The organism is Parageobacillus caldoxylosilyticus NBRC 107762, assembly GCF_000632715.1.
Classification (GTDB): domain Bacteria; phylum Bacillota; class Bacilli; order Bacillales; family Anoxybacillaceae; genus Saccharococcus; species Saccharococcus caldoxylosilyticus.
Genome location: NZ_BAWO01000027.1, coordinates 1 through 21,205, shown reverse-complemented (window position 1 = coordinate 21,205; position 21,205 = coordinate 1). Strand labels below are relative to the sequence as shown.

Annotated in this window: 22 protein-coding genes; 16 read left to right on the top strand and 6 right to left on the bottom strand. The window is 45.1% G+C overall.

Translation table 11 applies throughout. The annotated features are described in order from the left end of the window. Positions 1–682 (top strand): RNase A-like domain-containing protein (locus tag GCA01S_RS20375; protein ID WP_303620918.1); only part of this gene is annotated, 682 nt, incomplete at its 5' end. 237 nt (positions 683–919) lie between these two features. Here the strand turns inward: GCA01S_RS20375 and katA are convergent. Both katA and GCA01S_RS08690 read right to left on the bottom strand, forming a co-directional pair. Beyond that, the gene (katA, locus tag GCA01S_RS08695) at positions 920–2,386 is read right to left on the bottom strand and encodes a catalase KatA (RefSeq protein WP_017434727.1); all 1,467 of its coding nucleotides are present in this window, start codon (positions 2,384–2,386) and stop codon (positions 920–922) included. A gap of 131 nt (positions 2,387–2,517) precedes the next feature. Then, complete coding sequence (locus tag GCA01S_RS08690) at positions 2,518–3,417, bottom strand: LysR family transcriptional regulator (protein WP_042409114.1); 900 nt, start codon at positions 3,415–3,417, stop codon at positions 2,518–2,520. Positions 3,418–3,623: 206 nt separating this feature from the next. Between GCA01S_RS08690 and hpaB the strand changes: the two genes are divergently transcribed. The 15 genes from hpaB to GCA01S_RS08615 all read left to right on the top strand — a co-directional run bounded on the left by hpaB (position 3,624) and on the right by GCA01S_RS08615 (position 19,006). Next, on the top strand, positions 3,624–5,108 hold the full coding sequence (gene hpaB, locus GCA01S_RS08685; RefSeq protein ID WP_042409112.1) for a 4-hydroxyphenylacetate 3-monooxygenase, oxygenase component: 1,485 nt from the start codon (positions 3,624–3,626) through the stop codon (positions 5,106–5,108). 21 nt (positions 5,109–5,129) lie between these two features. After that, positions 5,130–6,113 (top strand): 3,4-dihydroxyphenylacetate 2,3-dioxygenase, encoded by a 984-nt coding sequence (gene hpaD, locus GCA01S_RS08680; protein ID WP_042409109.1) that lies wholly within the window; start codon positions 5,130–5,132, stop codon positions 6,111–6,113. A 171-nt stretch (positions 6,114–6,284) separates the two neighbouring features. Further along, positions 6,285–7,202 (top strand): 2,4-dihydroxyhept-2-ene-1,7-dioic acid aldolase, encoded by a 918-nt coding sequence (hpaI, locus tag GCA01S_RS08675; protein WP_042409106.1) that lies wholly within the window; start codon positions 6,285–6,287, stop codon positions 7,200–7,202. Positions 7,203–7,225: 23 nt separating this feature from the next. Then, positions 7,226–8,041, top strand: coding sequence for a fumarylacetoacetate hydrolase family protein (locus tag GCA01S_RS08670; RefSeq protein ID WP_042409103.1), 816 nt, complete (start codon positions 7,226–7,228; stop codon positions 8,039–8,041). After that, complete coding sequence (locus GCA01S_RS08665; protein ID WP_026078429.1) at positions 8,016–8,753, top strand: fumarylacetoacetate hydrolase family protein; 738 nt, start codon at positions 8,016–8,018, stop codon at positions 8,751–8,753. The genes GCA01S_RS08670 and GCA01S_RS08665 overlap by 26 nt, the downstream gene beginning before the upstream one ends. A gap of 16 nt (positions 8,754–8,769) precedes the next feature. After that, positions 8,770–9,150, top strand: a complete 381-nt coding sequence (locus GCA01S_RS08660; protein ID WP_042409100.1) for a 5-carboxymethyl-2-hydroxymuconate Delta-isomerase — start codon at positions 8,770–8,772, stop codon at positions 9,148–9,150. Positions 9,151–9,177: 27 nt separating this feature from the next. Further along, on the top strand, positions 9,178–10,692 hold the full coding sequence (gene hpaE / locus GCA01S_RS08655) for a 5-carboxymethyl-2-hydroxymuconate semialdehyde dehydrogenase (protein ID WP_042409097.1): 1,515 nt from the start codon (positions 9,178–9,180) through the stop codon (positions 10,690–10,692). Positions 10,693–10,738: 46 nt separating this feature from the next. Then, positions 10,739–11,383 (top strand): GntR family transcriptional regulator, encoded by a 645-nt coding sequence (locus tag GCA01S_RS08650; protein WP_017434736.1) that lies wholly within the window; start codon positions 10,739–10,741, stop codon positions 11,381–11,383. 221 nt (positions 11,384–11,604) lie between these two features. Then, positions 11,605–12,774 carry an ABC transporter substrate-binding protein gene (locus tag GCA01S_RS08645; protein ID WP_042409094.1) on the top strand — a complete coding sequence of 390 codons (1,170 nt, stop codon included), beginning with the start codon at positions 11,605–11,607 and terminating at the stop codon, positions 12,772–12,774. Between the two features lie 73 nt (positions 12,775–12,847). Beyond that, entirely contained in the window at positions 12,848–13,729 is an 882-nt protein-coding gene (locus GCA01S_RS08640; RefSeq protein ID WP_042409092.1) for a branched-chain amino acid ABC transporter permease, read from the top strand. 12 nt (positions 13,730–13,741) lie between these two features. Then, on the top strand, positions 13,742–14,803 hold the full coding sequence (locus tag GCA01S_RS08635; protein ID WP_042409089.1) for a branched-chain amino acid ABC transporter permease: 1,062 nt from the start codon (positions 13,742–13,744) through the stop codon (positions 14,801–14,803). After that, positions 14,803–15,585 (top strand): ABC transporter ATP-binding protein, encoded by a 783-nt coding sequence (locus GCA01S_RS08630; protein WP_042409087.1) that lies wholly within the window; start codon positions 14,803–14,805, stop codon positions 15,583–15,585. The genes GCA01S_RS08635 and GCA01S_RS08630 overlap by 1 nt, the downstream gene beginning before the upstream one ends. Further along, on the top strand, positions 15,579–16,322 hold the full coding sequence (locus tag GCA01S_RS08625; protein WP_042409085.1) for an ABC transporter ATP-binding protein: 744 nt from the start codon (positions 15,579–15,581) through the stop codon (positions 16,320–16,322). The genes GCA01S_RS08630 and GCA01S_RS08625 overlap by 7 nt, the downstream gene beginning before the upstream one ends. Positions 16,323–16,540: 218 nt before the next feature. After that, complete coding sequence (locus GCA01S_RS08620) at positions 16,541–17,011, top strand: flavin reductase family protein (protein WP_042409083.1); 471 nt, start codon at positions 16,541–16,543, stop codon at positions 17,009–17,011. A gap of 159 nt (positions 17,012–17,170) precedes the next feature. Beyond that, positions 17,171–19,006 (top strand): pyruvate kinase, encoded by a 1,836-nt coding sequence (locus tag GCA01S_RS08615; RefSeq protein ID WP_052510028.1) that lies wholly within the window; start codon positions 17,171–17,173, stop codon positions 19,004–19,006. Between the two features lie 313 nt (positions 19,007–19,319). Here the strand turns inward: GCA01S_RS08615 and GCA01S_RS20095 are convergent, their stop codons facing one another. From GCA01S_RS20095 to GCA01S_RS08600, 4 genes are all read right to left on the bottom strand, one after another. Then, positions 19,320–19,781, bottom strand: coding sequence for an IS3 family transposase (locus GCA01S_RS20095; RefSeq protein ID WP_155835559.1), 462 nt, complete (start codon positions 19,779–19,781; stop codon positions 19,320–19,322). Beyond that, complete coding sequence (locus GCA01S_RS20635) at positions 19,782–20,201, bottom strand: IS3 family transposase (protein WP_174407488.1); 420 nt, start codon at positions 20,199–20,201, stop codon at positions 19,782–19,784. It lies immediately after the preceding gene. An 8-nt stretch (positions 20,202–20,209) separates the two neighbouring features. Next, a complete protein-coding gene (locus tag GCA01S_RS08605; RefSeq protein ID WP_042409082.1) occupies positions 20,210–20,506 on the bottom strand; it encodes a transposase in 297 nt (98 codons plus the stop codon). Between the two features lie 88 nt (positions 20,507–20,594). Next, positions 20,595–21,161, bottom strand: coding sequence for an FAD-dependent oxidoreductase (locus GCA01S_RS08600; protein WP_017434744.1), 567 nt, complete (start codon positions 21,159–21,161; stop codon positions 20,595–20,597). Positions 21,162–21,205 lie beyond the last annotated feature (44 nt).

The following is a 21,205-nucleotide window of genomic DNA, read 5'->3' as shown; positions in this document are numbered from 1 at the left end:
CGTCCTGAATGTTAATAAAATCAAAGGGGTCTTACAAACGATCTATCACCAAGTCATCAAAGGACCCATCAATGCAACGATCCGCTCGTTCAAACAGCAATGGGAGCAACTTCCCGAAAATGTTGGCTCTGTCCTAATGGAACCACAGCCGGCCTTGGCAGGAGTCGGCGGTCCGACATCCCGCATGTGGATGAGCGGGGCCGAGAGGGGAACAAAAGGAACGACGATGAATATCGTCGGCAGAACGGGAGCTAGTAAGGGTATAGGCAAAGCAGATCCAGATTTAATACGGAAGATCGATGTTGATTTTCTTGATAGGATGGAAGCTGCTGGCGGACATACTATAGATAGACGTGTGTCAAAAACAAACGAAGAACTTATTAAAAGAGCCATTCAAGAAGATGCAGAAGCAGCTACTACGTTTACCAATAAGCAGATAGCCATTAAAGCTATTCAGGAAAACTTGCGCAAGAATGCCGATGATATTGCGAAATGGCTAAATGAATCTGATACGGGAAGAAAAATATTCGATGTATCACACAATCATCCAATAGGAAAAGGGGTTCTTAGAGATAAAAAACATGTCGTTTATAACCTAACCAATTCTAGAGTAGTATTGATTAGGGATTCAACACAGGAGCTAGGATTCAGAATATTAACTGCATTTCCTATTGTTAAATAAAAATAGAGGGTGATATCATTGAACGAGGATCTGAAGTACGATACTTTTTAAATATTTTCTTGAATGTTATTTTAACCCAAGTGTATATGCCTTCAAGATTTTCTTATTTATCGCATGCGTTGAACGATGTCAAAGACCGTATTGGAACATCTAAAGATGGTCAAGGAACTGGATAAAGATAATAAAAAAGGATAGGCGCCCAAAGCATTGGCACCTATCCTTTCGTTTTGCTCGGCATTACGCCTTTGTCGTCACGTCATCCGGAACTTGCAAGCCAAGCCCTTCGGCAACGCGGCGGCCATAGTCAGGATCGGCTTTATAGAAGTGGCGGATTTGCCGCAATTTAATTTCTTCTTTCGTGACTTGTTTCATCGATTCGACGATGTTTTTCACTAAGCGGGCTTTTTCTTCTTCGCTCATGAGACGGTACAAGTCGCCGGCTTGTGTATAATGGTCATCGTCATCATACGGCACGCTTTCCGCCAAACCGGATACCGGGAACGGCGTTGTTTTATGCTCTGGCACTTCTGTCGGCCCGCCAAAGCTGTTCGGTTCATAGTAGACGGAACCGCCGCCGTTATTGTCAAAGCGCATAAAGCCATCACGTTGGTAGTTGTTGACTTCGACGCGCGGACGGTTGATCGGCAGCAAGTTATGGTTGACGCCGACGCGGTAGCGGTGTGCGTCCGCATAGGCGAACAAGCGCGCTTGCAGCATTTTATCCGGCGATGGTTCTACGCCAGGGACTAGGTTTCCAGGCGAGAATGTTGCTTGTTCGACTTCGGCAAAGTAGTTTTCCGGATTGCGGTTTAATACCATGCGGCCGACTTCGATTAACGGATAATCTTTATGCGACCAAACTTTTGTGACATCAAATGGATTGAAACGGTATGTTTTTGCGTCTTCTAGAGGCATGATTTGCACATATAATGTCCAGGATGGATAATCGCCGTTTTCAATCGCATTAAATAGATCTTCTGTATGGTAATCTGGATTTTCGCCGGCGATTTTTGCCGCTAGTTCCGGGTCCATGTTTTTGACGCCTTGATTGGTTTTAAAATGATATTTCACCCAAACCGCTTCACCGTCTTTATTCACCCATTTGAACGTATGGCTGCCGTAGCCGTTCATATGGCGGTATGTTAGCGGAATGCCGCGGTCGCCGAACAAATACGTTACTTGGTGCAGCGATTCTGGTGACAAGGACCAGAAATCCCACATCGCTGTTGGGTTTTTCAAATGGGTGCGCGGATCGCGTTTTTGCGTATGGATAAAATCAGGAAATTTAATCGCATCACGAATGAAGAAAATCGGTGTGTTGTTGCCGACGATGTCATAGTTTCCTTCTTCGGTATAAAATTTCACAGCAAAGCCGCGCGGGTCGCGGACAGTATCAGCGGAACCAAGCTCGCCAGCGACGGTAGAGAAGCGGACGAACACAGGCGTGCGTTTGCCGACGCCGTTAAACACTTTCGCTTTTGTGTATTTGGACATATCGTTTGTTACTTCAAAATAGCCGTGTGCACCTGCGCCTTTCGCGTGAACGACGCGTTCTGGAATTCTCTCTCTATTGAAGTGTGCTAGTTTTTCAAGAAGATGCACGTCTTGGATTAATGTCGGGCCAGGAGAACCGGCCGTAATCGAGTTTTGGTTATCGCCGACAGGAGCTCCCCAGCTGGTTGTCAGTTTTTTTTGCTCTGCCATTCTTCATTCTCCCTCCGTTCGATTTTCCTTTCACCAATAAATGATAACATTTCTCAAACAAAAGTCAATACTTTTTTATAATTATTTTAAATAGATATATATACTAAAAAGAAAATAAGTAGTATAAAATATTAATTTTCCATTTTGTCACTAAATTTTTCTTGCAAAATCGCTAAAAAGTGATGAACGCTTTTGGCAACATAGCGATCTTTTTCAATGATTGCCGCTGCTTCTGCCTCAATGGAAGAATCGATGATATCAAGCACGCAAATGTCTGGAAGGCGGAAAAAAGAAACGGTCGATTTGGGGACGATGGTTGCGCCGACCCCTTTGGAAACGAGAGAAAGCAAAATCGTCGCATCAGGGCACTCGCAAATGACTTTTGGTTCGAAACCGTGGCGCCGGCATTCATGAATGACGAGTTCGTATTGTCCTTTTCCTTGGATGCGGTGAAGAAGAAGGAGAGGAACGTCGACAAACTCTTTCATATGCATATAACGTCTAGAAACGTTCCATTGCTTCGGGAGGACGGCGACATAAGGGTCGCTTGGCAAGCGAATCATTTCATAATGATACGAATCAATAGGAAGACGGACGATCCCAATGTCAATTTCCCGCTTCTTCAATAACTCACAGATAAAAAAACTATCTCCTTCACGCAGATGAAATTTCACATTTGGAAACGACTGATGAAAAGGCTGAATGATTTCCGATAAATAGAAAAAGCACGATTTGACACAGCCGATGGATAACACTCCATTTGTTCCTGCTTCGATTTCGCGGACTTCTAAAATGGCATCCTCTAACTGCTGAAGCAGCTGTTTTGCTTTTTCATATAAAATTTTTCCTGGCTGCGTTAACTCCAGCTTTTTTGCGTTTCGGTCCAATAATGTAACCCCTAACGTTTCCTCAAGCTGTTTGAGCTGCTGGCTTAATGGAGGCTGTGCCATATGCAGCTTTTTTGCCGCTTTTGTAATTTGGCCTTCCTCGACGATCGTCGTAAAATATTTTAAATGCCTGATATCGACCATCTTTCTCCCCCCATTAACATATATTTTTTATATGGCAAAGCAATATTTTTTATATTTTTCATATATGAAATCATATGTTATATTAATTTCAAAGATTCAGAAAATATACGATTAGAAAGAGAGGTGGGCAAGCCGATCGGTTTAGAAAGCGCTTACTATTGCAATTATACATGAACTTGGAAAAAGAATGTAGGAGGGAGCCAACAATGCCTGCAAAAACAGGGAAGGAATATATCGAACGGCTAAAAAAGGCGAAAAGCAGCGTTTATATTCACGGCGAAAAAGTAGAAGACGTAACTGAACATCCCGCGTTTAAAAACGTCATCCAGTCAATGGCCCGTCTATATGACCTCCAATATGAAAAGCCGGACAAAATGCTTTATACGTCGCCAACGACAGGGAATCCAGTCGGCATGACGTATATCCAGCCGAAGACAAAAGAGGAGTTGATCGCCAGACGGGAAGCGACGCAGGAATGGGCGCGCACTTCGGCGGGCATGATGGGCCGTTCGCCAGACTACTTAAACGCGGAAGTGATGGCGATGGGCATCGCCAATGATCTTTTCGCCGAAGATGATCCGCTGTTTGCCGAAAATGCGAAAAACTATTACGAATACGCGCGCGAAAACGACATCAGCCTGACACATACGTTAATTCACCCGCAAATGAACCGCTCGAAAGCCCTTCACGAACAAAAAGACGCCAACGTTCCATTGCACTTAGTAGAAAAAAGAAAAGACGGCATTATCGTCAGCGGCATTCGCTTGCTGGCAACGCAAGGTGGCATTACCGATGAAATTTTAGTCTTCCCGTCTACGGTCAAAAAATCGGGCTCAGGGGAAGATCCATATTCGCTGGCCTTTGCAATCCCAAATAATACGCCAGGGGTTAAATTTATTTGCCGCGAAGCGTTTGATTACGGCAGAAACCATTGGGATCACCCTTTAGCTTCACGCTTTGAAGAGGGGGATGCGATCGTTTCCTTTGAAAACGTATTCGTGCCGTGGGAGCGCGTGTTTATCTGTGGAAATTCATCTATTTGCAACCGGACATTCCGCGAAACGAACGCGGTCGTTCATATGTCCCACCAAGTGGTGGCGAAAAATATCGTCAAAACCGAATTTATTCTTGGCGTAACGCTTTGCATCATGGATGCGATCGGCATCGACCAGTTCCAGCATGTCAAAGACAAGGGAACGGAAATTATGCTCGTGCTCGAGACCATGCGCAGCCATTTGTATCGCGCCGAACATAATGCGAAACCGGACCGCTGGGGAACCATGACGCCGGATTTTGCCGCTCTTGATGCGGCGAGAAACTGGTATCCGCGCATTTATCCGCGTCTTGCTGAAATTGTCCGCATTCTAGGCGCTTCCGGAATGATGGCGATTCCGACGGAGGCGGATTTCCAACATGAAGAGATTGGCGATATCGTGCGGCGCGCTATGCAGGGAGCGAATATCGATGGATATGAGCGCGTGCAATTGTTCCGCCTTGCCTGGGACATGACGATGAGCGCGTTTGGCAGCCGCCAGACACATTATGAATATTACTTTTTCGGCGATCCGATCCGCATGGGGATGGCTTATTTCGACGGTTACGAGAAAGATTACTATAAAAATTTAATTTATGAATTTTTAGGAACACCAAAAAGCGTCCATATTCCAGCCAATACCCATTTAAATCCGTAAAGAGTAAGGGGGAGAGATGACATGACATTTTCCATTATCCGCTGTGCAAGAGCCGTATTGCATGTGACCGATTTAAACGCTTCCCGCGATTTTTATGAACGCGCATTGGGATTTGTCGTGACGGAAGCGGACGATATGCATCTATATTTGCGGGGATTAGAAGAGTATCATCATCATAGTTTGGTGCTCAAAAAAGCCAAGCAGCCCGGGGTGGAAGCGATCAGCTATAAAGTTTATTCCGAAGCGGACTTGGAAGAGTTATATCAATTTTTTGCCGAAAAACAAATGAACCCGAAATGGGTGGAAGCTGGTGAGCAACGCGCCGTCGGAAGGGCTTTCCGCGTTCGGGACGTATCAGGGCTGCCGCTGGAGTTTTTTGCGAACATGGAGACAGTGGAGCGCTTGTTGCAGCGCTATGATGTATATCGAGGGGCTCGGGTGCAGCGCATTGACCATTTTAACTGCGCAGTGACGGATGTGCAAAAAGCGTACGATTTTTATGTAAACGAGCTTGGCTTTGCCTGCTCGGAATATACGGAAACGGAAGACAAAAAATTATGGGCTGCCTGGCTGCACCGCAAGCAAAATGTGCACGATGTGGCATTTATGAATGGAAAAGGACCGCGTTTGCATCATATCGGCTTTTGGCTTTCCGACCAGCTTAGTCTGATTCACGCATGCGATGTGCTTGCGGCGATGGGATATGCGTCAAGCATTGAGCGCGGGCCGGGGCGCCACGGGCTTTCGAACGCCTTTTTCCTTTATTTGCGCGACCCAGACGGTCATCGGATTGAATTATACAATGGCGATTATTTAACGAGCGACCCGGATTTTAAGCCGATTCGCTGGGATATTAATGATCCGCGCCGACAAACGTTCTGGGGTCATCAGGCGCCGGACAGCTGGTTCGAGGAAGCATCGATCGTGCTGGATGTGCATAGCGGCAAGCCGGTTGAAGTAGGGGAGCCTGCGCTCGAGCAAATGAAACCAACTTTTATCATCTAAGAGAGAACGATGGTTACCATTGTTGCTATATGGATAGCCTGTCTACAGTGAAAAGTATGAAACGAATATCATATATGATTAATAGTTGAAAACATATATAATTTTATATATAATATAAACAAAATTCTGACAATGAAGCAGTGAGCGTGAATCGCTAGGAGGTTATGGCTTATGACCTATGAAGAAGTAAAACAAAGACTGCGGGGATCGATCACCCCCGTTATTACGCCTTTTGACAGCGAAGGGAATATCGATTTTGAAACGTTGAAAAAATTGATTAACTGGCAGATTGAAAGCGGAAGCCACGGCATTTCCGTCACGGGTACATCCGGAGAGCCGAGCTCACTGACGCTGGAAGAGAGAAAAAAAGTGATGGAAACGGCCAAAAAGGCGATTAATGGAAGGGTGCCGTTTGTGCCGGCAACCGGTTCGACCAATCATGACGAAACGCTGGAACTGACGAAATTCGCGCAGGAAATCGGGGCGGATGCAGCGATGGTCATTGTTCCTTACTACAACCGCCCGTCCCAGCACGCGCTTTATAAACATTTTAAAGCGATTGCCGATACGGTCGATATCCCGATTATTATTTATAACATTCCCGGCAGAACAGCCGTTAATTTAGAAGTGCGCACGATGGCGCGCTTGGTTGAGGATTGCCCAAATATCATCGGCGCGAAAGAGTCGAATAAAGATTTTGAACATGTCAACCGCGTTCTTTTGTATTGCGGCAGAGATTTTCTCTTATTCTCGGGCATTGAGCTATTATGCTATCCGATGCTGGCGATTGGCGGTGCGGGATCGATCAGCGCCACGGCCAACGTCGTTCCGGAAAAAGTGGCGCAAATGCATAACGCCTGGTTCGAAGGTGATGTAAAGCGAGCACAAGACCTTCATTTTGAACTGATGGAACTAAATGATGTGCTATTTATTGAAACAAATCCGGGTCCGGTGAAAGCGGCGCTTGGAATGATGGGAAAAATTACACCGAAACTGCGCTTGCCGCTGGATTTGCCGAGTGAAGAAAATCAAGAAAAAATCCGGAAAACATTGGTGAAATACGGGCTGTTAACCGAAGTAACGTCGTAACGGCGAAAGCGTGGTGAAACAAGATGGCTAAGGCGTTTTTTCGCCTAACCGGCATTCCTCATACGATGGAATCCGAAGTAAATGTCCAAAAGAATACGGTTATGATTCATGGAAAAGAATACGATGCGTGCCGGCTAAAATGGGAAGCACCGGAAATCGGCGCGATTTACGGTGTGCTTTTAAACTATAAAGACGAATGGAAAAAATTCCGCGAACAAATGACCAAACCGCCATATCATCAACCGCCTAAAGCTCCCATTTTGTATATGAAACCGGCCAATACGATCAACGTGCATGGCGGATGCGTGCCGCTCCCAAAAGGGGTGTATCAGCTGCAAGTCGGAGGAGCGCTCGGAGTGGTCATCGGCCGAACCGCCACAAAAGTCCGTAAAGGAGAGGCTTTCGATTATATTGCCGGATATACGATCGTCAACGATGTCGCGGTCCCGCATGAATCGATTTACCGTCCAGCTGTCAAAGAGCGAGCAAGGGACGGTTTTGCCCCGATCGGACCATGGATTATCGAAAAAAATGAGATAGATCATCCAGATGAACTGGATATCCGTGTTTTTGTCAATGGACAGTTAGTCCAGCGGGATAATACGAAAAACTTGTTGCGCCCGATCGCTACCCTTTTAGAAGAGATTACAGAATTTATGACGTTGTACAAAGGCGATGTGCTGCTTGTCGGCGTGCCGGATGATGCGCCGCTTGTGCAGGCGGGCGACCATGTGCGCATTGAAATCGAAGGAGTTGGAAGTTTGGAAAATATCATTGTTCCGGAAGGAGACTGGGTAAAGGAGACAGGATATGATGAAACGTGCACGCATAGCGTTTAACGGAGCGGTTTGTGAAGCGGTCGTTGAAGAAAACGGGCAGCTTCGTTTGCCTAACGGCTGGGTTGTAAAAGAGGAGGAAGTAGTGTGGCTTCCTCCTGTAGAACCGCGCACCATTTTTGCGCTCGGGCTAAATTATGCCGATCATGCCAGCGAATTGTCGTTTTCTGCTCCAAAAGAGCCGCTTCTTTTCTTCAAAGGAAGAAATACGTTAATCGGCCATCGCAGCAAGACGCCAAGACCCGCCGATGCGACGTTTATGCATTACGAATGCGAGCTCGCCGTTGTGATTGGCAAAACGGCGCGCAATGTGAAGGCCGAAGAGGCGTACGACTACGTGCTCGGCTATACCGTTGCCAATGATTATGCGGTTCGCGATTATTTAGAAAATTATTATCGACCCAATTTCCGCGTGAAAAACCGCGATGCTTCGACGCCGCTTGGACCATGGATCGTGGATAAAGCTGATGTGGACGATCCCATGAACTTGATGTTGCGGACATATGTGAACGGAAACATCGTGCAGGAAGGAAATACGCGCGACATGATTTTTACGATTCCGTTTTTGATTGAATATATTAGCAGCTTTATGACATTGCAAGCAGGAGATATCATTCTGACGGGCACTCCGAAAGGAGCGGTGAACGTAGAGAGTGGCGATGAGGTGGTAACGGAAATTGAGCGAATCGGCCGTTTAATCAATTACGTTGTCTAGCAAAGGAGACGGATCGATGCCTCATTTCATTTTAGAGTATACCGATAATCTTAGCGAAGAAGCGAATATTCGCGAGCTATTGCGGAAAATTCATGAAGTATTGATTTCACGCAGCGATTTGTTTCCGATCGGCGGCATTCGCTCACGGGCGATACCATTAAAAGAATATTACGTTGCCGACGGCACGGAGGATGACGCGTTTGTGCATGGTACGCTGAAAATCGGCGCCGGCCGCTCGGAGGAAGATAAACGGGCGGTATGCGAAGAAATATTCCGCGTGATGAAAGAACATTTCGCTCCATTGTTCGAAAAGCGTTATTTGGCTTTGTCTCTAGAATTATATGAATTTAGTGAAGCAGGGACTTACAAGCATAATAATATTCATCAGCGCTACTGAAAGCGATAATGGCCAGGAGGGGAATATATGGCAAGCAAAATAAGCAATGTGCTTCATTATATTAACGGTGAGTTTGTCGAAGGAACCGCAGGAAAATACTTCGAAAATATCAATCCTTTTACGAATGAGCCGATTAACCAAGTCGCAGAAGGATTCAAAGAGGATATTGACGCGGCGGTCCGTGCGGCGAAAGCAGCGTTTGAACATGGGCCGTGGCGGACGATGTCCGTTCATGAAAGAATGAAATACGTTTTACGCATCGCTGATCTTATCGAGAAATACGCGGATGACATTTCTTACTTGGAATCGCTAGATACGGGGATTCCGATCAGCCAGGCGCAAAAACAGGCAGCCCGCGCGGCGGAAAACTTTCGCTTTTACGCCGAAATGGTAAAAACCCGCATGGTCGGGGAGGCGTATCATGTCGATGGACAATTTCTTAACTATACGATTTATAAACCAGTTGGTGTCGCCGGGCTGATTACGCCATGGAACACGCCGTTTATGCTCGAGACGTGGAAGGTGGCACCGGCGCTCGCGACCGGCAATACGGTGGTGCTGAAGCCGGCGGAATGGTCACCGCTTACGGCCAACAAGCTGGCGGAAATCATCCACGAAGCGGGGCTGCCAAAGGGAGTGTTTAACGTCGTTCACGGCTTTGGCGAAACGGCAGGTGCCGCGCTTGTCGCCCATCCTGATGTCCGCCTCATTTCCTTCACCGGCGAAACGAAAACAGGGGCGGAAATTATTAAAAACAGTGCCGATACATTGAAAAAGACATCGATGGAGCTTGGCGGAAAATCGCCGCTAATTGTGTTTGCGGATGCCAATTTGGAGCGGGCGCTTGATGCGGCAGTTTGGGGCATTTTCTCCCTCAACGGCGAACGATGCACCGCCAACTCCCGCCTGTTTGTCGAACAATCGATTTACGATTCGTTTGTCGAGAAGCTAAAAGAAAGGGTAAACAATATTGTGATCGGCGACCCGATGGATCCAGCGACCGAACTCGGACCGCTGATTCACCGCGATCATTGGGAACGGGTTGTCAACTACATCAAGATCGCCAAGCAGGAAGGTGCGGAAGTGTATGCGGCAAGCGTGCCAGAGGAGCTGAAAAAAGGAAACTTTGTTCCGCCTACGCTGCTGCTAAACTGCCGCAATGACATGAAAGTGGCGCAGGAAGAAATTTTCGGTCCGGTAATGGCAGTCATGTCTTTTGAAACGGAAGAAGAAGTAATCCGCATGGCGAATGATGTGAAATACGGACTGGCGGCATACGTGTGGACGAACGATATGAAACGCGGCCATCGTATCGCCCAGGCGCTCGAAAGCGGCATGGCATGGATCAATTCACAAAACGTCAGAGATTTACGCATCCCGTTTGGCGGCACGAAGTACAGCGGGCTTGGCCGAGAAGGCGGGCATTACAGCTTTGATTTTTACACGGAAGTGCAAGTCGTTCATGTGGCGATCGGCGACCATCCAATTCCGAAATTCGGGAAAGCGAAGCAGCCTTCCACCGCTTCTGTCGAACGGCGATGAAAAGGCGTGCTTGTAAGCATATCACATATAGTATTATGATGATAGTATGGAAGCAAAAGTAAAAAACAAAACGAAGATTGCCTATGAATATATTCTTTCTCGGATCGAAAGCGGCGTCTACGGACCGGGATACCGGATTGTCATTGATCAAATTGCCAGAGAGCTGAATTTAAGCAGCATTCCGGTTCGCGAAGCGATCCGCCAGCTCGAAGCAGAGGGATGGATCCAGTATAAACCTTACACTGGCGCCGTCGTCAGCAATATTAACGAGAAAGAATATGTAGAAACGTTATCGGTTCTCGCGGTATTGGAAGGATACGCCACAGCGCTGAGCTCAAGCAATATGAAGGAGGGGACGATTCAGCAGCTAACCAAATTAAACGAAAAAATGGAGCAGGCGCTGCACGAATTTGAGTTTGAGCTATTTAGCGAACTGAATTACGAGTTTCATTCCCTTATTTACGAACATTGTGGCAATGCGTATTTAGAGGAGCAAATTAAGCAAATTTGGCAGCGGATGAGACGAATCCGCGCCTATGGTTTCACCTTTGTGCCGCAACGGGCGAAAGAATCGATTAAAGAGCATACGGAAATTGTTCGTTTATTAAAAGAAAAAGCGCCGCCGAATGAGATCGAACACTTTGTCCGCCAACATAAGTTAAATACGGCTGAAGCCTTTAAACAACGCTAGCCTCTTCTTCATTCCACTAAAGCAGATCATGCTTTAGTGGAATGAGGAGTGAAAAGTTTTGTTTGCATTCATTCATATATCATTTCCTATATAAAAAGTTGAATCTTTCTGCCATGTTCGTTTTTACCTCTCTGTTCATGCAGAATTGATGTCAACCGGCTGTGCATAAGTTTTTTTGAAAGCGTTGTCAAAAAATTATTTCAAGGGGGATTGGAGAAAAGATGAGAAAATTTTTCTCCGTTGCGGTATTTCTTTTATTCGCTGTTATTCTTGTTGCGTGTGGGAAGGAACCTTCGAGCGGTTCTGAAGCGAAAGTGATTAAAATTGGCGGCATCTTCTCTGCTTCCGGGGGCGCTGCGCCATTAGGCAAGCCGGAGATGGAAACGATCAAGATGCTCGTCAAAGAATGGAATGAAAAGGGCGGCATTGACGGCAAAAAAATAGAGCTCATTGCATACGATGATAAGTCCGATCAAAATGAGGCGGTATTATCGACGAAGAAATTGATTGAACAAGAGAAAGTCACAGCTATTATTGGTGGCACGATTAGCGGCAATTCACTGGCGATGATTCCTCAAATTGAAAAAGCAGGCATTCCGTACATTTCCCTCGCTGCTAGCAAGCAAATTGTCAATCCGAATGATCATTCTCCGCGAAACTGGACGTTTAAAACCGCCCAAGGTGATGATATCGTCATTAATAAATTATTAAGCTATTTGAAAGAACAAGGCTTGACCAAAGTGGCATGGCTGAATGTTGCTAATGCCTATGGAACAAGCGGACATGATGAATTTAAACGGTTTGCTCCGGATTATGGCGTCGAAGCGGTCATCGAAGAAGAATTTGAGGCGACCGTAGACGATGCCAAAGCGATGCTGACGAGAGTGAAAAAAGCCAACCCGCAAGCGATTATCGTATGGGGAACCGCGCAAGAATCGGCAGTTGTTACAAAAAATATTCATCAATTAGGCATTACTACACCAATTATTGAAAGCCACGGCATTGGCACGAAGAGTTTTATCGATTTAGCAAGGGAAGCAGCGAACGGAGTAATCTTTCCAGTCGGACGTATTTTAGTTGCAGAACAGCTTCCGGATAGTGACCCGCAAAAAGAAACGCTGCTGAAGTATAAGAAAGATTTTGAGAAAACGTATAACTATGAACCAACTACATTTGGCGGACATGCGTGGGATGCGTTCCATCTATTAGTGAATGCCATTAAAGAAGGAGGAACAGATAAAGAAAAAATAAGAAAAGCATTGGAAAATACGAAAAAATTTGTCGGGATATCGGGAGTCTTTAATATGGAGAAAGACGATCATACGGGATTAACTGCGGATAGTTTAGTAATGGTGCAGATCAAAGACGGAAAGTTTGTGCTTGCGGAGTAAATGTGCGCAATAGGGGGGAATTAGACAGCTAATTCCCTTTCTTTTACCTTTGATGAAAGGGAGGGAGCGGGACATGGATGGATGGAGCCAGTTCGTGCAGCTGCTTTTTTCCGGTTTGACAGTAGGCAGCATCTACGCTTTAGTGGCGCTTGGGTTTGTCATTACCTACAGCGTTACCGGCATTTTAAACCTCGCTCAGGGCGATTTTGCGATGCTTGGTGCGCTTCTTTGCATCACGTTTGTCAACAGCGGTATTCCCTTTGTCATCGCTATATTGCTTAGCGTTGTTGCCGTAATGGCGGTAGGGGGATTATTTGAACGATTAGCGATTCATCCAGCGAGAAACTCATCGATTGCAACGTTAATCATCATTACTATTGGAGCGGCCTTTGTTTTTCGGGGAATTGCCATTTTTATCTGGGGCACGCAGCCATATGCCTTGCGTCCGTTTACGGGAAATCACTCCTTAAACGTCGTTGGCGCCGTTATTCAAACGCAAAATCTATGGGCGATTGCCCTTTCTTTAGTCAGTTTCATCGCTTTATATATTTTCTTTAATAAAACCTATATAGGAAAAGCGGTAACCGCCTGTGTGGTGAATCCATTCGCCGCTCGCCTGATGGGGATCGAGCCGCGCAAAATGTCATTGGGGGCCGTGGCGGTCAGCGCGGGTCTCGGGGCGTTGGCCGGAATTGTGATTGCGCCTGTTTCCGGTGCTTCGTATGACATGGGAGTAATGATCGGGCTAAAGGCGTTTATCGCCGCGGTGATTGGCGGGCTGACCAATGCGCCTGCCGCTATTGCCGGCGCTTTTATTATCGGCATTTTAGAGGCGTTTACAGAAGGATATTTGTCCTCGGGATATAAAGATGCCATCAGCTTCGGATTGCTTTTGCTTGTGCTGTTCTTCATGCCAAACGGCATTTTCGCCAAGATGTCGGGAAAACGGGTATAGGGGGAAAGCGGTATGAAACTAGATGTAAAGAGAATCCACACCGGAAATGCAAAATGGTCACTGCTGTTTACGGTCTTATTGCTTGGTCTTCCCCTTATCTTTTCAACGAATAATTATTTGTTAAGCACGCTTATTATGGTCGGGTTTTATACGATTGTAAGCACTGGCCTGACATTGCTCATGGGATATGCCGGACAAATATCGCTAGGGCAGGCGGCTTTTTATGGAATCGGTGCTTATACGTCCGCTTATTTAACAGCACATGCGGGTGTTTCGTCATGGCTTGCCATGGCGGCAGGAGCAGCCATCGCGGCGATGGTGGCGCTTATTGTCGGCATCCCTGCTTTCCGGCTGCGCGAACATTATTTAGCGTTAGCTACGTTAGGGTTTGGTATCATTGTATTTACTTTTTTTAAAGAGTGGAAAGGTATTACAGGGGGATTAAACGGATTTTTTGGCATTCCGCCCATTCAGCTATTTGGATTCCCTTTGCAAACAGATTTTCAGTTTTATTACCTTGTATGGATTTTCGCTTTGATTGGCGTTCTTTTTGCCCGTAATATCGTTCGCTCAAGGGTAGGAAGGGCGCTGCTATCGATTCATGGAAGCGAGATAGCGGCCAATTCTCTGGGGGTGAACATTACAAAATATAAGCTGCAAATCTTTATGATCAGCGCTGTTTACGCGTCTGTTGCCGGCAGTTTATATGCACATTATGTTACATTTATTAACCCGGATCTATTTGGAATTGTTCCCTCTATTTATTTTTTAATTATGGTTGTCATCGGAGGGACCGGGAACGTCTGGGGCGGTTTGATCGGCGCAGCGGTGTATGTATGTTTAGGGGAGCTGCTAAAGGAAATGGTTCCAATGTTTATTCCCAATGCAGGCGGCGAATTTGAAATTGTCTTTTTCGGACTTTTGCTTGTTATTATTCTTATTTACATGCCAAATGGGCTATCTCATTCTTTATCAAAGGTGTTGAAACGAGTATCGTCGACATCAAGGCACAGAAAGGAGCCGATATTGGTGGCGGAAAATGAAAATGCTGGCTCGGTGGGAGGCGAGCATTGATGAAAAAAAGTGTACTGTTGGAAATCGAGCAATTGTCGAAATCGTTTGGTGGGGTTCATGCGGTACAAAATGTGTCCTTTTGCGTCCGTGACCAAGAAATCGTCGCAATCATTGGGCCGAACGGAGCGGGAAAAACCACATTGTTTAACATTGTTACCGGCATTCTTCCGCCAACAAGCGGTTCTGTTCTTTTCAAAGGGATGCCCGTCACCGGTAAAAAGCCATATCAGCTTGCGGCATTAGGCATAACGCGAACATTTCAAAATCTTCAGGTGTTTACGAACATGACCGTCATCGAAAATGTGATGGTCGGAATGCACACGCGTCTGAAAACAGGAATATTCAGTGCTGGATTTCGTTTGCCACAGGTGTTCAAAGAAGAAAAACAAGCATTGAAACAGGCGATGGCTTGCCTTGAACAAGTTGGCATCGCCCATCTTGCTTTTGAAAAAGCGGACATCTTGCCATACGGAACCCAGCGGTTAGTGGAAATTGCCAGAGCAGCCGCCTCCCAACCTTCTCTTATTTTATTAGATGAACCGATGGCCGGATTAAACCCGCAAGAGTCCAAAAAGCTAGTGGACGTTTTATTAGCGATGAGAAACAACGGCATGACCTTTCTCTTTGTTGAACACGATATGGAAACAGTGATGGCGATTGCCGACCGCGTCATTGTATTAGACTATGGAAAGAAAATAGCGGAGGGATGCCCGGAAGAAATTACCCAACATCCGGATGTCATTAAAGCGTATTTGGGGGAAGAGGAGGGGGCTTCATGCTGACGTTGAATCATTTACATGTATACCATGGCCATTTGCATGTGCTAAAGGGGATTTGCTTGCAAATCGGCAAAGGTGAAATAGTAGCGATTGTAGGAGCCAACGGAGCGGGAAAGAGCACGTTGCTGGGAACGATTGCAGGAGTATATTCGCCAAAAGCAGGAGAAATTATTTTTGAAAATGAACCACTCCCTTATGGAAAAGTCGAACAAATTGTGAAAAAAGGGATTTGTCTGGTCCCGGAACGCCGGCAAATTTTTGGTGATTTATCCGTCAAAGATAATTTACTGCTGGGTGCGTATCATCGATATCGGAATGATTTTCAACAAGTGATGAGAGATTATGAACATGTGCTTGAAGTTTTTCCAAAGCTAAAAACGATGCTGGACCGGCCGGGCGGATTGCTAAGCGGCGGGGAACAGCAGATGCTTGCCATCGGCCGGGGATTAATGGCGAAACCAAAATTACTGATGTTGGATGAGCCGTCTTTAGGTCTCGCTCCTCTGATTGTAAAAGAGATAATGAAACTATTAAGACAATTGCGCGATCAATTTAGCACTACCATTTTGTTGGTGGAACAAAACGTACGCGCGGCGTTGCAAATTGCCGACTATGCTTGTGTGCTAGACCGCGGCGAAATTATGATGCAAGGAAAAGCGGTTGAACTTCTCGACGATGAACGAGTGAAAAAAGCTTATTTAGGCATGCAAAACAAAAAGGAATATAACATTGCTAAATAGCGTAGATGAATCATCCGTTTTTTCAACCCGCTTCTGTGGAGAAAAGGACGTTTCCTTTTAAACATATCAGGAATGATCTTTACAAAACAGATCAAATCAGTGTTAATATAGTAATAATTATATTGTGAAAGAACCATTCTATTGGTGCTTGCCGTATCGTGCCGTTTATCATTTATTCTGTTTTAAGTTTAATAATTAAAGAGAAAGGAAGTAAAAAAATGGACGATCGTACATTTCGCAATGCGATGGGGAAATTTGCCACGGGTGTGACGGTGGTGACTACGGAATTTCAAGGGGAAGTCAAAGGGATGACAGCCAACGCCTTTATGTCCGTTTCCTTAAACCCAAAGTTAGTGGTGGTTTCCATCGGGGAAAAGGCACGGATGAATCCGATTGTCAAGCAAACGGGCAAATTTGCCGTCAACATTTTGGCGAGAGAGCAAGAAGATCTTTCCCGCCTGTTTGCCGGACAGCTAAAAGAAGATAGAAAAGTAGATTTCCAATGGGTAAACGGGCATCCGATTTTGCCTGATGCCTTAGCCAATATTTTATGTAATGTGCATAGCTCCTATGTAGCGGGGGATCATACATTGTACTTTGGCGAAGTGACAGACATCTTGATGAAGGATGAAGCGGGAGATCCGCTATTATTCTTTGAAGGTAAATACCGAAGCGTTGCCAAAGAATAAGAAGCAAAAACTGCCCGGAAAGGGGCAGTTTTTATTTTTTTAATATTTATTTTTATCAGACAATTTGATGAATAATGCGTTAGGTTCATTTTATGATTCAGCTGCGAATATATAATATTATAACCATCTTTTTCTATTGACCAACTGAGGTGAGGATTCGTGGATGAATTCAACAATAACGAACATATAATAGGGAACAAGTTATTGAACATATATCAGTCAATGACCGAATGGATCAAACAAAAAAGAACACAGTTTCCGCTTTCGTCTCATGAAGAAAGTAGGGATAATTTGCTGGCATATTTATACGTAAAAGAAATGATGTCCCATGATCTCATTCAAGCCATTGAAGAGGAAGGATTATCGTCCATCTATGGACACGAGTCCCATATCATTTCAAGTATTGAACTTTTATTGAGACGTTTGCAGGCGACTGCATTTCAGGATACAGATATAAGAAAAATTACTCGACAGCAGGCAAAACAGCTGATCGTTGAGCGAGCACGAACTGTGTTGGGAGAAGGCCGGCGCTCTCGACAAACGCGCATCATGGTGACACTGGATGAGCAACTGATCGATGAGCCCAAAGTGATGGAACAGTTGTTGTTACATGGCATGGATGTTGCCAGAATCAACTGCGCTCATGGTTCACCGGAAATATGGAAAAAAATCATTGAGGGTGTTCGTCAAGTAGAAGAACGGCTTCAAAAAAAACAACAATGGGAAAAGAGATGCCGCATTTATATGGATTTACCGGGTCCAAAAGTTCGGGTAGATAGCATTGTATCGAATACCTATCCGGTAAAACTGACAGTTCGAAAAGATGAATACGGTCAACCAATCCAGCCTGTTACGGGGTTCCTGTATCTTCACACCCCGTTATATTTTCCATCAGAGCAGAGTGATGTGTCGTTTGTTTTAGAAGTAGCAACGAATGAGAGTATTACGATGGTAAGCGGAGATGAACTAGTGTTTATCGATGTTCGCGGGCGAAAGAGAAGGCTGAAGGTAATTGATGTCATTGCACCTTCTTGTTTTAAAGTCGAGCTTTCAAACACGGCATATATTCAAGAAGGGATTTGGTTCAAACATAAACGTTTTTCTTTGTTGCTGCAGTCGGTCACACCGATTCCCATGAAAGCGATTGTCAAAAAAGGAACCCGCCTTCAAATTTACTTCGATCGCACACATTTCGAGGCTGCGAAAATGGATGATGCGGTAAAGCTGACGACAACACTTCCCAAAGCATTACGTAATGTGCGAGTAGGGCATCGGCTTTACTTCAATGACGGAAAAATTTTTGCTATGATCCAAAACGTAACAAATAAATATATAGAAGCCAAAGTTATTTCAACTGGAAGAAAAAACAAAATGATAAAAAAAGGGATGGGGATCAATCTACCGGATTCATTGATGCATTTAACTGTTTCGTCACTGACAGACCGAGATTTGCAGTATATTCCTTTTATTTGTAAATATGCAGATATGATTGGCTTATCATTCGTTCATACTCCCCATGATGTAGCAAAGCTGTATCGCATTTTGACAGAACAAGGTGCGCCTCACCTGACCATCATTGCTAAAATTGAAACAAGAGCAGCACTCCACAACCTTACTCGTATTTTGATGGAAGGGTTAACGCTTCCATCGTTTGGAGTGATGATTGCCCGCGGAGATTTAGCGATTGAGGTTGGATTTGAAAACATGTCCATCGTACAGCATGATATTCTCGCATTATGTCAAGCCGCCCATGTTCCGGTGATTTGGGCAACACAAGTGCTTGAAAATCTAGCGAAGAAAGGAGTGCCTGCCCGCGCCGAAATATCAGACGTATCGCTAGGACAAAAAGCGCAGTGTGTCATGCTGAACAAAGGACCGTATATTGTAGAAGCGGTAAAAATGCTAGCTAACGTCTTAGAAAAGGAAGAATCCCATCCACAAAAACGTGCAAAAATGATTGCCCGTTATATGGATCAACAGGGAGTTTTTCGATGAATCCCTCCCACCTTCATTCCATGAAAAGGTGGGAGTTTCTTACTGCCTCCATCAAAGAAGCTTCTGCGTAGAAGGAGGGTGGCTCCTTCTGCTCGATGAATTCATCGGAAGTCTTTTTGATGGATCTGATTTTACCTGATAATTAGCGAATGTTTTTAATATAGCTTGTATGTAGCGGGTGATCTATAACATTGGGGAAGTGAAGGGGTAAGGGGATTCGTTATTGCCGAAGGGGAGCATCACAGAGAAATAACAAAGAACTGCCCACATTTGAAGTGACCCCTGTCAAGTAGACAGGAATAAAAAAGCACATTTAAGCAGCCTGAGTCCTATATTCATAAGGACTCAGGTTATTTAATTTCTTTTGGAAACGTTGATGGTTATAAAAACGAATATATTTGTGTACGGCATCCTTCACCTCTTCGGCCGTGCGGAAAGAGTACAGATTAAAACACTCTGCCTTGAAATGGCTGAAGAAGTTTTCCATGCAGGCATTGTCCAAACAGTTTCCTTTCCTGGACATACTGGCCTTTATATTGTATCTTTTTAGTAGATTGTTGTATTGGCGGGATGTATACTGGAACCCCTGATCACTATGAAGGAGGAGTCCATTTACATTCCGTTTTTTTATGGCCTTTTTTAGCGTGTCGATGACCAGTTTGATGTCATTTCTTTGACTGATATGGTAGGCCACGATTTCATTGTTGTATAGATCTTTAATGGCGGACAAATAGAGCTTTTGCCCATTAAAAATTAAATAGGTAATATCTGTCACCTATTTCTCGTTTGGCTTGGACGCGTGGAAATCTCGGTTTAGATGGTTGTCCGAAATCACATAAGGCTCTTTCTTTCCGTAATAAGGCCGTTTCTTCCGAATCACTGCCCGAATTCCCATCTCCCTCATCATCCTTTGTACTCGTTTATGGTTGATATTCAGTTGGTATTTCCGTTTCAGCCAAACTTTTACTCTCCGATACCCATAGATTCCTTTCACTTCTTCATGGCACTCTTGGATTTTTTCCTTTAGCTGCTCGTCTTCCAAGTGCTTCTGAGAAGGGCGTTCCTGTCGTTTTACCCACTTGTAATATCCGCTTCGAGACACGCCTGCTATTTCACATAATCGTTGAATCGAACCATAACACCCGGCCATTTCTTGAATGATCGCGAACTTCTTGTGAGCTGGTACTGCTTCCATTCCCCCTTTCACCTCTTTAAGAGCTTTTTTAGCATCTCTACTTCCGCCTCAAGACGCTTGATTTTCATTTCAGGATCTTCCGGACGAGTTCTCGGTCTTCCTTTGCCTGGTCCTTTTGCCTTTCCTCGTTTTTCCTCTAGCCCTTTCATTCCTTCCTGTTCATAGCGTTTCACCCATCGGCGTACCATGGACTCATCAATCCCTAATTCTTTCGCCACCGTTTTATATCCCATGCCCTCTTTCCAATATAAATCCACCGCTTTCTTTTTAAACTTTGCATCGTATGTTTTTCGTATTTTCCCCATAGAAAAATCCCCTCCATAGTAGACAGATTAATTGGCTTTCTTTTTTCTGTCTACTATAAGGGGATCATATCAATTTGTGGGCAGCTTTTTATTTTGATTTTAACACATCATGATCGACATAACGTTCGCCGTTTAATTCGCTAATGACGTTAATGGCCACTTTCGCTCCATCGCCGGCGGTGATGATCGTATGTACGCTGACGCCAGCTACTGTTCCGGCTGCCCAAATTCCTTCAATGTTGGTGCGTCCAGCGGCATCCACGTCGATAACCGTTTTAATACGCGGCTCTGTTCCTGGTTTTGTTTTCACGCCAATTTTTTCAGCGAGGTCGGTTGCCACGCCAGTTGCTAAAATAACATGTTTAGCTTCAAATGTTTGATTTTCGGTTTCTACACGAAAGCCCGTTTCTGATTTTTGGATGTTGACGACTTGATCATTCACAAGTTCTGCTCCAAATTTGACCGCTTGTTTTTTTCCTGTTTCCACTAAATCTGGACCTGTGGCTTCCATGACCCCATAGTGGTTTTCAATCCAAGCTCGTTTTGTAATGCTTTTGTCGTTGTCAATCAGTACCGTCTTCTTTCCCGCTTTTGCGGTAAAAATGGCCGCACTTGCCCCGGCAGGTCCAGCACCGATAATGGCAATATCGTACATCGTTTCACCTGGTTACTAAAATCTATAAAAATCGACTCATCACG